The organism is Pseudomonas sp. D1-36 (assembly GCF_051132205.1).
GTDB lineage: Bacteria > Pseudomonadota > Gammaproteobacteria > Pseudomonadales > Pseudomonadaceae > Aquipseudomonas.
In genome coordinates this window covers 2,901,789-2,916,119 of record NZ_CP071674.1, presented here as the reverse complement: position 1 = coordinate 2,916,119, position 14,331 = coordinate 2,901,789, and the positions used below count along the sequence as shown (strand labels likewise).

General features: G+C 61.6%; 10 protein-coding genes. 9 read left to right on the top strand and 1 reads right to left on the bottom strand.

Annotation, left to right across the window (positions count from 1 at the left end; all coding sequences use genetic code 11):
* Positions 1–101: 101 nt before the first annotated feature.
* Together J3P76_RS12965 and J3P76_RS12960 are read left to right on the top strand one after the other, a co-directional pair.
* The gene (locus tag J3P76_RS12965) at positions 102–1,241 is read left to right on the top strand and encodes an efflux RND transporter periplasmic adaptor subunit (RefSeq protein ID WP_434628529.1); all 1,140 of its coding nucleotides are present in this window, start codon (positions 102–104) and stop codon (positions 1,239–1,241) included.
* Positions 1,238–4,342, top strand: a complete 3,105-nt coding sequence (locus tag J3P76_RS12960; RefSeq protein ID WP_434700812.1) for an efflux RND transporter permease subunit — start codon at positions 1,238–1,240, stop codon at positions 4,340–4,342. The genes J3P76_RS12965 and J3P76_RS12960 overlap by 4 nt, the downstream gene beginning before the upstream one ends.
* Positions 4,343–4,480: 138 nt before the next feature.
* On the opposite strand, the gene J3P76_RS12955 is transcribed toward J3P76_RS12960, so the two are convergent.
* Positions 4,481–5,371, bottom strand: a complete 891-nt coding sequence (locus tag J3P76_RS12955; protein ID WP_039588554.1) for a LysR family transcriptional regulator — start codon at positions 5,369–5,371, stop codon at positions 4,481–4,483.
* 158 nt (positions 5,372–5,529) lie between these two features.
* Between J3P76_RS12955 and J3P76_RS12950 the strand changes: the two genes are divergently transcribed.
* From J3P76_RS12950 to J3P76_RS12920, 7 genes are all read left to right on the top strand, one after another.
* Positions 5,530–6,612 (top strand): 4-oxalomesaconate tautomerase, encoded by a 1,083-nt coding sequence (locus J3P76_RS12950; protein WP_434674857.1) that lies wholly within the window; start codon positions 5,530–5,532, stop codon positions 6,610–6,612.
* Between the two features lie 55 nt (positions 6,613–6,667).
* Positions 6,668–7,972, top strand: coding sequence for a CitMHS family transporter (locus J3P76_RS12945; protein WP_420763976.1), 1,305 nt, complete (start codon positions 6,668–6,670; stop codon positions 7,970–7,972).
* Positions 7,973–8,063: 91 nt separating this feature from the next.
* Positions 8,064–9,317 (top strand): OprD family porin, encoded by a 1,254-nt coding sequence (locus tag J3P76_RS12940; protein WP_434611413.1) that lies wholly within the window; start codon positions 8,064–8,066, stop codon positions 9,315–9,317.
* 115 nt (positions 9,318–9,432) lie between these two features.
* Positions 9,433–10,137: a heavy metal response regulator transcription factor gene (locus tag J3P76_RS12935; protein ID WP_420763975.1), complete on the top strand. Its 705-nt coding sequence runs from the start codon at positions 9,433–9,435 to the stop codon at positions 10,135–10,137.
* Positions 10,137–11,510 (top strand): heavy metal sensor histidine kinase, encoded by a 1,374-nt coding sequence (locus tag J3P76_RS12930; RefSeq protein ID WP_420763974.1) that lies wholly within the window; start codon positions 10,137–10,139, stop codon positions 11,508–11,510. Before J3P76_RS12935 ends, J3P76_RS12930 begins: the two co-directional genes overlap by 1 nt.
* A 1,409-nt stretch (positions 11,511–12,919) precedes the next feature.
* Positions 12,920–13,180, top strand: a complete 261-nt coding sequence (locus J3P76_RS12925; protein ID WP_434700811.1) for a DUF2790 domain-containing protein — start codon at positions 12,920–12,922, stop codon at positions 13,178–13,180.
* Between the two features lie 41 nt (positions 13,181–13,221).
* Complete coding sequence (locus J3P76_RS12920; RefSeq protein ID WP_434611418.1) at positions 13,222–14,277, top strand: oxidoreductase; 1,056 nt, start codon at positions 13,222–13,224, stop codon at positions 14,275–14,277.
* The last annotated feature ends 54 nt before the right edge of the window (positions 14,278–14,331 follow it).

The window sequence follows — 14,331 nt, the reverse complement described above, 5'->3', positions numbered from 1 at the left end:
AAAGACTGCCTGTCGCATAGTGACCGTCTCGAGCAATCGCGCCATGTGGATGTATCGGCACCCGCGAGCGATGCGAACCCTGCGCAGGAATCCGATCCCCCATGAAAAGAAAAACCCTCCACGTCGTTCTGTTTGTCGCGACCATCGCCTGCACCGTTGCATTGGTGATGATGGGCCTGTCGCCGGACCCGCGACCGCCCGGTCCTGAACATCACCCCAAACCGGCACTGACCGTGGCCGTCACCCGGCTTGAATCGGCCATGCTGCCGGTTCGCATCCAGGCCAATGGCAACATCATGGCGTGGCAGGAAGCGAGCGTCGGCACCGAGGCCGATGGCTTGCGGTTGGCCGAGGTCATGGTGAACGTTGGCGATGTGGTGCGGCGTGGCCAGGTGCTCGCAACGTTCAGCTCCGATACGGTGGCCGCCGAACTCGCGCAACGTCGCGCGGCCACCGCCGAAGCACACTCGGCCCTGGCCGAAGCCCGGGCCATCGCGCGGCGTGCCCGGCAGTTGCAGTCGAGCGGGGCGCTCTCGCAGCAGCAGGTCCATCAACATGTGACAGCCGAACGCACGGCGCAGGCAAGGCTTGAGGCGGGCGAGGCCGCCGAACGATTGCAGCACCTGCGCCTGGCCCAGACCCGCGTCCTGGCGCCCGACAACGGAGTGATATCGGCGCGCAGTGCCACGGTGGGCGCCGTATTACCCGCCGGCCAGGAGCTGTTTCGCCTGATCCGCGAGAGCCGGCTCGAATGGCGCGCCGAGGTCGCGGCAGCGGATCTCGCGAAATTCCATCCCGGCCAGCTTGCGCGTGTGGTGCCGGTCAACGGCGCGGCGATCGAGGGCAGGGTGCGCAGGGTTGCGCCCACGGTGGACATGCAGACCCGCAATGGTCTGGTGTATGTCGACCTGCCCGCCGACACGGCGGCGCGTGCCGGGATGTTTGCCCGTGGCGAGTTCGACGTCGGGGCCGAGCGGATGGCGACGCTGCCGCAAACTGCCGTGCTGCAGCACGACGGCTTCAGTTACGTCTTGCAGGTCGGCGCGGCGTTCCAAGTGGCCCAGGCCAAGGTGACAGTAGGGCGCCGCGTCGGCGATCGAATCGAGATCACCGCTGGCATCGACAGCACCGCCGCCGTGATCGAAGCCGGAGGCGGTTTTCTCGCTGAAGGTGACCTTGTCCGCGTCGTCCAGGGGCGCACCCAACCGATACACAATCTCACCAGCGGGAGCGCGCAATGAGCCTTAACGTGTCGTCCTGGTCGATCCGCAACCCAACGCCTTCGGTGCTGTTGTTCATCCTGCTGACATTTGCCGGCGCGATGGCCTTCTGGAAGATGAAGGTGCAGAACTTTCCCGACATCGACCTGCCCATGGTCGCTATCTCAGCCGAGCTGCCGGGTGCTTCGCCGGTCCAGCTGGAAAACGATGTGGCCCGCAAGATCGAGGATTCTCTCGCCACCGTGCAGGGCGTCAAGCATATCCAGAGCACCTTGACCGACGGCAACGCCGATATCACGGTTGAGTTCCGCCTCGGCAAACCCACCCAGGAAGCGCTCGATGACGTTCGTGATGCGGTTTCCAGGGTTCGGGCAGACCTGCCCGCCGACCTGCGCGACCCGGTGATCAGCAAGATCGAGGTTGCTGGCACGCCGATCCTGACCTATACGGTGTCGGCCGCGGGCCTGGACGAAGAGGCGCTGTCATGGTTCGTCGACAACACCCTCAGCAAGGCCTTGCTGGCTGTCCCTGGCGTGGGCGCAGTCGAGCGTGTCGGTGGGGTGACGAGGGAAATCCGCATCGATCTGGACCCGGCACGCCTGTTGGCCTTGAATACCACGGCGCTGGATATTTCCCGTCAACTTCGCCAGATCCAGCAAGAGGCCTCCGGCGGGCGCGTGGATCTGGGTGGCATCGAGCAAACGGTGCGTACGCTTGCCACGGTACGGTCGGCCAATGAAGTCGCGATGCTGGACGTGACCTTGAGTGACGGCAGGCGAGTGCGGCTCGACCAGGTCGCGACGGTATCCGATACCGTTGGCGAGCGACGTTCGGCGGCGCTGCTGGACGGCGAGCCGGTGGTCGCGTTCGAAATCGTACGGGCAAAAGGGGCCGGGGAAATCGAGGTCGATGAAGGTGTACGCGCCGCCCTTGAGCGGCTCAAGAACCGACATCCTGGAATCACGTTCAACCAGGCGTTCAGTTTCGTCGAGCCGGTGATCGAAAATTACCAGGGTTCCCTGCACCTGCTCTACGAGGGCGCGGCACTGGCGGTGCTGGTGGTGTTCCTGTTCTTGCCGGATTGGCGAGCGACCTTCGTCTCGGCTGTCGCGCTGCCGCTGTCGGCGATACCGACATTCGCGGTGATGCACTGGATGGGGTTCACGATCAACACCGTTACGCTGCTGTCGCTGTCGCTGGTGGTCGGTGTGCTGGTGGACGACGCCATCGTCGAAGTGGAAAACATCGGGCGTCACTTGCAGATGGGCAAGAAACCCTACCAGGCGGCCATGGATGCCTCTGAGGAGATCGGCCTCGCGGTGGTCGCCACGGCGTTTACGTTGATTGCGGTGTTTCTGCCCACCGCGTTCATGAGCGGCACGGTCGGCAAGTTTTTCGTCCAGTTCGGCTGGACGGCGGCCACGGCGGTATTTTTCTCTCTCGTTGTCGCGCGCCTGCTGACGCCCATGATGGCGGCCTACCTGATGCGCGCCCCGAAAAAACCCGAGCCCAGGGTGGCCGGATGGGTGACGCACTACTTGTCCTGGGCCCGCTGGTGCCTGCGTCATCGAGCCGTGACCGCTGTTGGCGCAGCGATTTTTTTTGTCGGCGGGTTGATGCTCGCGGCAGCGTTGCCGGGCACCTTCATGCCGCCCGATGACGACTGGCAAACCCAGGTCACCCTCACGCTTGCGCCCGGTAGCAGACTGGGCGACACCCTGGTGCTGGCCGAGCAGGCCCGGGGGATAGTCCGGCACAACCCCCAGGTGAAAAAGGTCTACACCGCCGTCGGGGACGGCAATGCCGGCACGGACCCTATAGGAGCGGGCGGCAACGTCAAAAATGTCCGCACGGCGGTGCTGACACTTAACCTGACGCACCGCAACGAACGACCCGGACTGAGTAAGCAACAGATCGAGAAACAATTGCGCGAAGCCCTCGCGATACTGCCCGCAACGCGGGTGAAGGTGGGCATGGGCGAGTCGGAGAACTACGTGCTGGTGCTCGCCGGCGAAGACGGCGCCTTGCTCACCCGGCATGCGCAGCTGGTGGAGCGCGAACTGCGCGGCGTGCCTGGCGTGGGCGCGGTGATTTCGACCGCGAGCCTGAAACGCCCCGAACTGCTGGTGCGACCCGATTTCGCCAGGGCGGCCGACCTTGGCGTGACCTCCGCAGCTATCGCCGACACCCTGCGCGTCGCCACCTTGGGTGACTACGACCAGGCGCTCGCCAAACTCAATTTCAGTGAACGGCAAGTGCCTGTTGTCGTGCGCTTGACCGACGCCGCTCGTCAGGATTTCGAGACGCTCAAGCGCCTACCGGTGCCCGGCGCCCGTGGTCCGGTGCCGCTGGAGAATGTCGCGTCGCTGGAGATCGCCAGCGGCCCGGCGCAGATCGAACGTTTCGACCGCATGCGCAACGTCAACATCGAAATCGAGACAAACGGCCAGCCATTGGGCGACATTGAACAGGCAGTGCTTGCCTTGCCGAGCCTGCAAGCACTGCCGCCCGGCCTGGTGCGCACTTCGGTGGGAGATGCCGAAGCCATGGGGGAGCTTGCCTCGGGATTCGGCGTGGCGATGCTGACCGGGGTGTTGTGCATCTATATGGTCCTGGTCCTGTTACTGAAGGACTTCCTGCAACCGCTGACCATTCTCGCCGCCCTGGTGCTCTCGGTGCCAGGCGCCTTCCTGGCGCTGTTCGTCACCGGCTCGACATTGTCGATGCCGTCGATGATTGGGCTCATCATGCTAATGGGGATTGCCACGAAGAATTCGATCCTGCTGATCGACTACATCCTCCTCGCGCGCCGAGACCACGGACTGACGCGCTCTGAAGCGATCATCGATGCCTGCGGCAAGCGTGCGCGGCCCATTGTCATGACGACAATCGCCATGGGCGCCGGCATGATGCCCATCGCACTCGGTTGGGGGGCTGACCCGAGCTTCCGCGCGCCGATGGCCATCGTGTTGATTGGCGGGCTTATCACTTCGACAGTGCTGAGCCTGCTGGTCATTCCCGTAGTGTTTTCCTTGGTGGACGACGGCGCGCAGGGAATATATGCGCGTATGCGTAACATCACGGGTAATGAAACGGTGGGGGGTCACTCCGAGCACTCATGAAGCCGACCCAAGCCCCTGTTGCGCGACAGGGACAAGGCGCTTTGAGAAACAATGGGTCAGCGTCCTGGCGCCTTGTTCTCGACCAAGCGTTGTGGTGAGCGAGTATGGCATCGATTGGCCGGTGCATAGCGTTGGCCTCTACTGTGGCCACTGCTCCAGCAGGATCGAGACAAATTTTTCCGCAGCGGGGGAAAGGGAGGCACCGCGTCGATAAACCAGGCCCAGCGACCGATTCACCACCGGCTCGATCAGCGGTACGCTGACCAGCGTCGGATGATCGACCGCCGGCATCGCCAGGCTGGGCATCGCCGACACGCCGAGGCCAGCCTCGACCAAGCCCAAGGATGTGGACAGGTGCTGCACTTCGTAGAACCACTGCGGACGCCAGCTCAGGCCTGACAAGGCGTGGTCAAGCAGCATGCGGTTGCCACTCAAGCGACCGACACCGATCAGCCGATAGTCGCTGAGCTCCGACCAGGTGACCGCACTGCGGCCAGCGAGCTCATGGTCTCGTCGGCAGGCCAGCACAAAGGGCTCGTTGACCAGGGGCACGAACTCGATGTCCGGGTGCTGGCCACTCATCATGTTGATGCCGAAGTCTGCTTCGCCACGCAGTACAGCCTCCAATCCTTCGTTGGCACTGAGATCGAGCAGACGTATGCGGATCTTCGGGTAGCGTTCGTTATAAAGCCGGATCACCGAGGGCAGAAAATAGAACGCCGCCGTCGGGATGCAGGCCAAGGTGACTCGGCCGATCTGCCGCTCGGCCAATTCGCGGATATTGAGAATGGAATCGTCAAAATCATCCAACAAGCGCCGCGCCTTAGGCAGGAAATCACGCCCAACGCTGGTCAGGCTGACCTTTCGCGTCGTGCGGTCGAGCAAGGCGGTGCCTAATCCTTCCTCAAGCTTTTTCATCCGTCGGCTGAGGGCGGGCTGGGATAGGTGCAGTGCATCGGCGGCTTCATGGAAACTGCCAAGTTCGGCGATCTTAACGAAAGATCGGATGTCCTGAAGTTCATATTCCATCAATTTTTCTCGCTACCAGGTTCCAAAGAACGCCAAAATAATTCTTTTGTGAAACGCAATAATAACTCCGATATTTGCATTGGAAACACTTTTTAAACCCTGCCACTCTTGTGCACAGAGCATCAATTATCCAGATTGATCAACAAGAGTTAGTGGTCATGCAACGAATTCCTTGTGTACTCATGCGCGGCGGCACTTCCAAAGGTCCGGTTTTTCTCGCCTGGGATTTGCCGGCAACGATTCCCGAACGTGACGAGTTGCTGCTCAACCTGATGGGTTCTGGCCATGAGCTGGAGATCGACGGCATCGGGGGTGGTAGTCCACAAACCAGCAAGGTGGCGATCGTCAGCCCATCGCTGCACCCTGAAGCCGACGTGGATTACCTGTTTGTCCAGGTCATGGTTTCCCAGCGCCGGGTCGACACTGCACCCAACTGCGGCAACATGCTCTGTGCCGTCGGCCCGTTCGCCATTGAGCAAGGGCTGGTCAAGGCCACAGGCGACCTGACCCGCGTGCGGATCCGCAACCTCAATACCGGAACCTTCGTCAATGCCGAGGTCCAGACACCGAAGGGCAAGGTCAGCTACGAAGGCGACACTGCCATCGACGGTGTGCCGGGCACGGCCGCTCCAGTGCAACTGACCTTTCTCGACGCAGCCGGCAGCAAGACCGGAAAACTCTTCCCCACGGGGCAATCCGTCGACTTGATCGATGGCATCCCGGTGACTTGCATCGACATGGCCATGCCGATGCTGATTGTCGAGGCCGGCCAGCTCGGCAAGCGTGGCGACGAAAGCCCCGCCGAGCTTGATGGCGATACGGCGTTCTTGCAGCGTTTGGAGTCCTTGCGTTTGAAGGCCGGCTTGGCGATGGGCCTGGGCGACGTCAGCGACAAAGTGATTCCCAAGCCAGTGCTGGTCTCGACGGCCACGTGTGGCGGGACGATCCAGGTGCGCTACTTCATGCCGCATAGCTGTCATCGCGCCTTGGCGATTACCGGTTCCATCGGGCTGGCGACGGCCTGCGTGACCGACGGCAGTGTCGCGGCCAACCTGCTTGGCGGCGTCAGCGAACCACGCCTTCAACGGGTGCGCATCGAGCACCCCAGTGGCGGTATCGATGTCGTGTTGTCCTACACCGGCGAAAAGGGTGAGACCATCCGCGCCTCGGTGGTCCGTACCGCCCGCAGGCTTTTTTCAGGTTTTGTCTACGCCACGGTTCCCCAGCGCCTGGCCGGATGACCCGGGCAGACTTTGTCATTGCATCAGCGACTCATAACAACAAGAGAACTGACTTATGCTCGCTTTACTTGGCTTGGCCATGGTGGTGGTCTTCACCTTTCTGATAATGACCAAACGGCTGTCGCCGATCGTCGCCCTGACGATCGTGCCGATAGTCTTCGCGGTGATCGGCGGCTTCGGTGGGACCACTGGCAAGATGATGCTGGATGGGCTGAAGATGGTTGCACCGTCGGCGGCACTGCTGTTGTTCGCGATTCTTTTTTTCGGTCTGATGATCGACGCGGGCCTGTTCGACCCGCTGATCCGCAAGATCCTCAAGCGGGTCAATGGCGATCCGATGAAAATCGCCGTGGGCACCGCACTGCTGTCGCTTCTCGTTGCACTGGACGGTGACGGCACGACGACCTACATGATTACCTGCGCCGCGATGCTGCCACTGTACAAGCGCATCGGCATGAATCCGATGATCCTGGCGACCGTCGCGATGCTTTCGCTGAGCATCATGAGCGGCATGACGCCTTGGGGCGGGCCGGCGACCCGGGCCATCGCGGCACTCGGCCTGGATGCCGGCGAGTACTTCGTGCCTTTGTTGCCGACTATGATCGGTGGCGCGATGTGGGTGGTGTTCACCGCGTTCCTGCTGGGTCGTGCCGAGCGCAAGCGTATCGGCAACATTCAACTACAGAGCGGAGGTGGCGATTGCTATATCAAGGCCATCCTGGAGGACACGCCGCACAAGCGTCCGAAACTGGCCTATGTCAATTTGCTGTTGGTCGTCGCAGTCATGGTCGCGCTGGTGATGGGCCTCATGCACTCGGCGATTCTGTTCCTGATCGGTTTCGTCCTGGCGCTGGTGATCAACTATCCGCAGCTGGACATCCAGAAAGAGCGCATTCTCGCCCACTCGGGTAACGCCATGACCGTGGTCCTGCTGGTGTTCGCGGCGGGTATTTTCGCCGGAATTTTCTCCGGAACAAAAATGGTCGATGCCCTGGCGCAAACGCTGGTCGACTGGATTCCGCCTTCCTGGGGCCATTTGTTCCCCCTGGTGGTGGCAATTACCAGCATGCCGCTGACGTTCGTATTGTCCAACGATGCCTATTACTTTGGGGTCGTGCCTATCCTGGCTAACGCCGCTGCCGCCTACGGGATTCACCCGGTCGAAATAGCTCGGGCGTCCATCCTCGGTCAGCCGGTGCACCTGATGAGCCCATTGGTGGCCTCGACCTTGTTGCTGGTGGGCATGGTCGATCGCGACCTGGGCGATTTCCAGAAAGCCACCATCAAATGGGCGGTGCTCACCTCAATCGTAATAACGGCGTTGGCGCTTCTGACCGGGGCGCTGACGCTGTTCTCCTGATTCACCCGACACCCTTTAGTCCTTGCCTGACGCTCCCCGCATGGGGAGTGCGCCGGCCTGCGCGCCAAATAACAACAACGAGACACTCGACATGAGTATTTACCTGATTCGCGGGGTTCTGTTTCCGATTCTTGGTCTGCTGCCGTTGGCCAACGCCAGTGCAGAGGGATTCGTCGACGACAGCAAGCTCAAATTGCAGTTGCGCAATGTTTACTTCAACGAGAACTTTCGCGATGAACATGGCATGAGTGCGCGAGCGGCGCGGACCGCCAAAAGCGAGCGCACCGAATGGGCTCAGGGCTTGCTGTTGGATTATCAGTCAGGCTACACGTCAGGCACGGTCGGTTTCGGCGTCGATGCCCTGGGCCTGCTCGGATTCAGGCTTGATTCGGGGCCCGGTCGTAGCGGCACTGGCTTGCTACCGGTCCATGACGACGGTCGTGCCGCTGAAGAGTTCGCCAGCGCGGGGATGACCGCCAAGGCCCGACTGGCGAAAACCACGTTCAAATACGGCACGCTGCTGCCCAAGAACCCAGTACTGATCTACAACGACGCGAGGCTGCTGCCCCAGACCTATCAGGGGGGGCAGGTCAGCAGCAACGACATCGACAACCTCACCCTGACGGGTGGGCGGCTGGAACGATTCAAACTGCGCGATTCAAGCGACAGCATGCCGATCGTGCCCGACGGCTACAGTGGCAACGAGTCAGGCGACTTCATTTATGCCGGCGCCGACTACAAGCTGGGAAAGAACATTCGCTTGAGCTATTTCTATGGCGAACTGGAAAACTTCTACCGGCAGAACTTCGCCGGTGTCCAACATGACCTACAGCTCGGTCCCGGCGTGCTCACCAGCGACCTGCGCTACTTCAACAGTGCCGATTCGGGCTTGGCCCATGGCGGTAAAGTCGACAATGACATGTTCAGCGGCTCGCTGTCGTACGTTGCCCTCGGCCACACGTTCAGTGCCGGTTACCAGAAGCTCAGCGGGGAAGGGGGCTTGCCATACATCAGCGGCGCCACGGTCTATTCCTTCAGCAACGTTGGGATCGGCAAGTTCATCGAGGAAGATGAAAAGACCTGGATGCTCGGCTACGGCTACGATTTCGCTCGCCTAGGCGTGCCCGGCCTGACGTTTTCCAGCCGCTACCTCAGTGGCGCCGATGGCAAATCCAACAGCGTCGTGAACGAGTGGGAGCGCGACGCCGAAGTCGCTTACATTGTGCAGCAAGGTAAGTTGAAGGGGTTGGGTGTCAAATTGCGTAACTATGTCTATCGCTCCGACTTTTCACGGGGACGCGATAGCAACCGTGTCTACGTCACTTATGACGTCGCGCTTTGGTAGGGTCTGGGTTCGCGGGGGGGGCTTTCTGACAAGAATGTCAGCAAGCCGTCAGCCTCCGGACACCTTCTGCGTCTAGACTCTTCTGGTTGCCCCGCTTTCGTAGAGGAGTCACCAGATGCGCTTGCTGATCGTCGAGGACGAAGAAAAAACCTCCTCCTATGTCCACCGCGGCTTGAGCGAGCTCGGCTACATTGTCGATGTCGCGACGAACGGCATCGATGGCTTGCACTACGCCCTGGAGCTTGAGTACGACGTGGTCATCCTCGATGTCATGTTGCCGGGCAAGGACGGCTATGCCGTGTTGCAGGGCCTGCGCCTGCACAAGAAAACCCCGGTGATCATGTTGTCGGCCAGGGGCACGGTGGATGATCGCGTCCGGGGATTGCGCGAGGGCGCTGATGACTACTTGGGCAAGCCCTTTTCGTTTGCCGAGCTGGTGGCGCGCGTCCAGGCGTTGATCCGCCGTCGCGCCGATGACGCGGCCGATCCCACGCATCTGCGCATCGACGACCTGGAGGTCGACCTGCAAGCCCGCAAGGTCACCCGGGCCGGTTTGCGGCTGGACCTCACGGCAAAGGAGTTCTGCCTGTTGAGCCTGCTGGCGCGACACCAGGGGGAGATTCTTTCCAAATTGATGATTGCCGAGCAGGTCTGGGACATGAATTTCGACAGCGATGCCAACGTGGTGGAGGTCGCGATCAAGCGTGTGCGCGCCAAGGTGGATGCGCCATATCCACGCAAATTGCTGCATACCGTGCGCGGAATGGGCTATGTATTGGAAAGTCGTGAAGCGGACGACAGGCACGTTGGGATGGTGTGATGAAAGGATCGATCTCCAAGCGGCTCGCCCTGATGTTTGCCCTCGCGGTCATGCTTATCACCGCGGTCAGCGCAACGCTGCTGCGCTGTTCCTTGAAGCAATCGCTCGAAGACCAGATGCAGAACGAGCTTATCCTGCGGCATTCGGTTCTCGATCCGGTGCTCGCGAAATATGATTCACCGGAATTCTGGGTGGGGCTGCGGCAAAAGCTCGACGGCCTGACACCCACCGATGAGCGCGTGCGTTACTGGGTCCTGGTCGATAACCCGGCCTACAGCTATGGCGGGGCGATGCCGGACGGCCAGGATTGGTCAAAGCGTCCGGATGGGTTTTCCACGGTCGCCATCCCTGACCGGGATCGCCCCATGGTGCTGATGATCGAAACCATCGCGGCCATGGGCAGCCGGCCGGAGGTGCGTTTTATCGTGGGGCTCGATTCGACGCCGTTCATGAAGACCCTGAATAATTTCACCAAGACGTTGATCGTAACGTCCGCGTTGGGTGTCGTGCTGGTCGCGCTGCTGGGGTATTGGATCGCGCGTTTTGGCCTGGGACCGGTCCGGCGCCTGAGCCGCCAGGCCAACAGCCTGCCGCCGGGGGATTCCAAGCAACGGCTGGACACCGAGGCGTTGCCTGGTGAGTTGCAGGAGCTGGCTGTGTCGTTCAACGGCGCCCTGGCTCGCCAGGAGGCCGCCTGGTGCCAGCTCGAAGGGTTCAATGCCAATGTCGCCCATGAATTGCGCACGCCCTTGACCAACCTGATCGGCCAGACCCAGGTCGCCCTGGCCCACGGCCGGGACGTGAATGAGCTTCAAGACCTGCTGCAATCGAACCTCGAAGAGCTGGAGCGGATGGGCACCATCGTCAATGACATGCTGTTCCTGGCGGGTGCCGAAAGCGGGCAGCGAGCCACGGAGCTGAGCGATGTCTCGCTCTATGAAGAGGCGTCCAAGACAGTGGACTACCTGGAGCCGGTCTTGCACGACAAGCAGTTGAGCGTGGTGATTCAAGGCGACATGCGGGTGTGCATCGACCGACGTCTGTTCCACCGTTCCCTGGCCAACCTGATCCAGAATGCTGCGCGATACGCGGTACCGACCAGCACGATCACGGTAAGCCTGGTCAGCCATGGCATGCAGGCCGAGGTGAGCGTGTCCAATGCTGGCGAGCCGATTGATAACGTTCATCTGCAGCGTCTGTTCGAGCGCTTCTACCGGGCCGACGCCGCCCGGGCCCGCAGTGACGCGCATCATGGCTTGGGGCTTTCCATCGTACGGGCGGTGGCCTCCATGCACGGCGGTCGCGTGTTCGCCCACAGCAAGGACGGGCTCAATACCTTCGGGTTCTCGTTGACAAGCCAGGCAGCGCGTTAGTCCGCCTTCAGTCCCCGTTGCCCGTGATACAGCCATCGCGAGCAAGCTCGCTCCCACATTGGATCTGCGGCTGACTTGAATCCCAAGGGCAACACAACTCCCTGTGGGAGCGAGCCTGCTCGCGAAGACGCCGGCACATTCAGCATCTTCATCAACTGAAGCACCGCCATCGCAAGCAGGCTGGCTCCCACACCGGATTTGCGGCTGACTTGAATCCCAAGGGCAACCCAACCCCTGTGGGAGCGAGCCTGCTCGCGAAGATGCCGGCACATTCAGTATCTTCCTCATTGAAGCACCGCCATCGCGAGCAGGCTCGCTCCCACACTGGATTCGCGGCTGACTTGAATCCCAAGGGCAACCCAACCCCCCTGTGGGAGCGAGCCTGCTCGCGAAGATGCCGGCACATTCAGCATCTTCATCAACTGAAGCACCGCCATCGCGAGCAGGCTCGCTCCCACACCGGATTTGCGGCTGACTTGAATCCCAAGGGCAACACACCCCCCTGTGGGAGCGAGCCTGCTCGCGAAGACGCCGGCACATTCAGCATCTTCATCAACTGAAGCACCGCCATCGCGAGCAGGCTCGCTCCCACATTGGATCTGCGGGTGACTTGAATCTTGAGGGCAACACAAACCCCGTGGGAGCGAGCTTGCTCGCGAAGACGCCGGCACATTCAGCATCTTCATCAACTGAAGCACCGCCATCGCGAGCAGGCTCGCTGCCACATTGGATCTGCGGGTGACTTGAATCCCGAGGGCAACACACCCCCCCTGCGGGAGCGAGCTTGCTCGCGAAGACGCCGGCACATTCAGCATCTTCATCAACTGAAGCACCGCCATCGCGAGCAGGCTCGCTCCCACACCGGATTTGCGGCTGACTTGAATCCCAAGGGCAACACAACCCCCTGTGGGAGCGAGCTTGCTCGCGAAGACGCCGGCACATTCAGCATCTTCATCAACTGAAGCACCGCCATCGCGAGCAGGCTCGCTCCCACATTGGATCTGCGGCTGACTTGAATCCCGAGGGCAACACAACCCCCCCCTGTGGGAGCGAGCCTGCTCGCGAAGATGCCGGCACATTCAGCATCTTCCTCAACTGAAGCACCGCCATCGCGAGCAGGCTCGCTCCCACACCGGATTTGCGGCTGACATGAATCCCAAGGGCAACCCAACCCCTGTGGGAGCGAGCCTGCTCGCGAAGACGCCGGCACATTCAGCATCTTCATCAACTGAAGCACCGCCATCGCGAGCAGGCTCGCGAAGACGTTTGCACATTCAGTATTTCCATTAGCTGAAGCACCGCCATCGCATTGGCGTTTGACATGTTCCTGACAGGCACCGGTCACCTTGACGTCAGCGTCCCGCTCTTAAAGTTCAACCACCATCCCGGTCAGGACAGTGGAGTCCACCATGAACATTCAAACCTTGTCGGTCGCAAGTCTGCTGGCAGTGATCACGTTGAGCGGTTCGCCTCTGTTTGCCAAAGAGCAAACCCATATTCCGGCTTATGAATACGGCATGCCGCTGGACGTTGCCCAAGCCCTGCGTATCGAGGAGCCGAAATCAGCCGTATGCGAGGTCGCGCAGGCAAAGATGACCTATGTAGACACCCAAGGACAGATCCGGCACGTCAGTTTCCTTCAGCAGACTGACGCCTGCGCCATTCAGTAAGTCCGGTCGCGCCGGTTGCCACCCAATCAAGGAACTCAATCATGTGGAATAGAACGATCACCCCCGCCGTTGGCTTTTCATACAACATCAGCAAGCTCATGAGGCTGGCCCGTACGTTGACGGCCGGCGTCGCGCTCCTCAGTGCGATGAGTCTTGAAGCATCGGATCGTGCCGCGCCGAAACCCGACTGGTCGGCCCGTGACATGCCCTCCCAGAAGGGCCGGATCGTGCTGGTGACCGGCGGCACCAGCGGCATGGGCTACGAAGATGCGCTGGCGTTGGCGCGCGCCGGCGCCGAAGTGATTATCGCGGCGCGTAACCCGGAGCGGGGCGCGGAGGCCATCAAGCGTATCCGCCAGGCCGTACCCGACGCCAAGTTGCAGTTCGAGCCCGTCGACCTGGCCAACCTGTCATCGGTGCGCGGCCTGGCCGAGCGGCTCAACCAGCGATTGCCGCGCCTCGACGTGCTGATCAACAACGCCGCCATCATGGCGCCGCCGGAGCGGGGCACCTCCGCCGATGGCTTTGAGCTTCAGCTGGCGACCAATTACCTGGGGCACTTCGCGCTGACTGGCCTGCTGGTTCCGCTTCTGCGCCAAAGCGACGACGCGCGAGTGGTAAGCCTTTCCAGCATCGCGGCCACGCGCGGCGCGGTGAATCTCGATGACTTGCAGTCCGAGGAGAAATACGACCCTTATGCAGCCTATGCCCAGTCAAAACTGGCTGTGCTCCAGTGGTCGTTCGAATTACAACGGCGTAGTGACGCGCAAAAATGGGGTATCCGCAGCATTGCCGCCCATCCCGGCGTGGCCGTCACCGAACTGATCGCCCGCGGCCCGGGCGTCAATAGCGTGTTCGGCCAGCGCTGGGCGAAGGACCGCGATGCGTACCATTCCGCGGCGCAAGGTGCGCTGCCCACGCTCTACGGGGCCACCGCCGAGCAGGCCGTTGGCGGTGCCTACTACGGCCCGACGGGCGATGAGGAAAAACGCGGCCCGCTGGGGTTCGCCAAGACACCGCCAGCCGCGACCAACGAAGCGGACGCCGAACGGCTCTGGGCCGCCTCCGAACGTCTGACCGGCGTTACCTATCGCTGAACCGGTCATGGCGCGAATGTCCGTCTCGCGCCTGCTCTCTAGCCTGCTGCCGCC

Excerpts from the sequence above, each read along its gene's own strand:
- J3P76_RS12935 (WP_420763975.1), top strand. The coding sequence starts at position 9,433 with ATGCGCTTGCTGATCGTCGAGGACGAAGAAAAAACCTCCTCCTATGTC.
- J3P76_RS12950 (WP_434674857.1), top strand. The coding sequence starts at position 5,530 with ATGCAACGAATTCCTTGTGTACTCATGCGCGGCGGCACTTCCAAAGGT.
- J3P76_RS12945 (WP_420763976.1), top strand. The coding sequence starts at position 6,668 with ATGCTCGCTTTACTTGGCTTGGCCATGGTGGTGGTCTTCACCTTTCTG.
- J3P76_RS12925 (WP_434700811.1), top strand. The coding sequence starts at position 12,920 with ATGAACATTCAAACCTTGTCGGTCGCAAGTCTGCTGGCAGTGATCACG.
- J3P76_RS12920 (WP_434611418.1), top strand. The coding sequence starts at position 13,222 with ATGTGGAATAGAACGATCACCCCCGCCGTTGGCTTTTCATACAACATC.
- J3P76_RS12930 (WP_420763974.1), top strand. The coding sequence starts at position 10,137 with ATGAAAGGATCGATCTCCAAGCGGCTCGCCCTGATGTTTGCCCTCGCG.
- J3P76_RS12960 (WP_434700812.1), top strand. The coding sequence starts at position 1,238 with ATGAGCCTTAACGTGTCGTCCTGGTCGATCCGCAACCCAACGCCTTCG.
- J3P76_RS12955 (WP_039588554.1), bottom strand. The coding sequence starts at position 5,371 with ATGGAATATGAACTTCAGGACATCCGATCTTTCGTTAAGATCGCCGAA.
- J3P76_RS12940 (WP_434611413.1), top strand. The coding sequence starts at position 8,064 with ATGAGTATTTACCTGATTCGCGGGGTTCTGTTTCCGATTCTTGGTCTG.
- J3P76_RS12965 (WP_434628529.1), top strand. The coding sequence starts at position 102 with ATGAAAAGAAAAACCCTCCACGTCGTTCTGTTTGTCGCGACCATCGCC.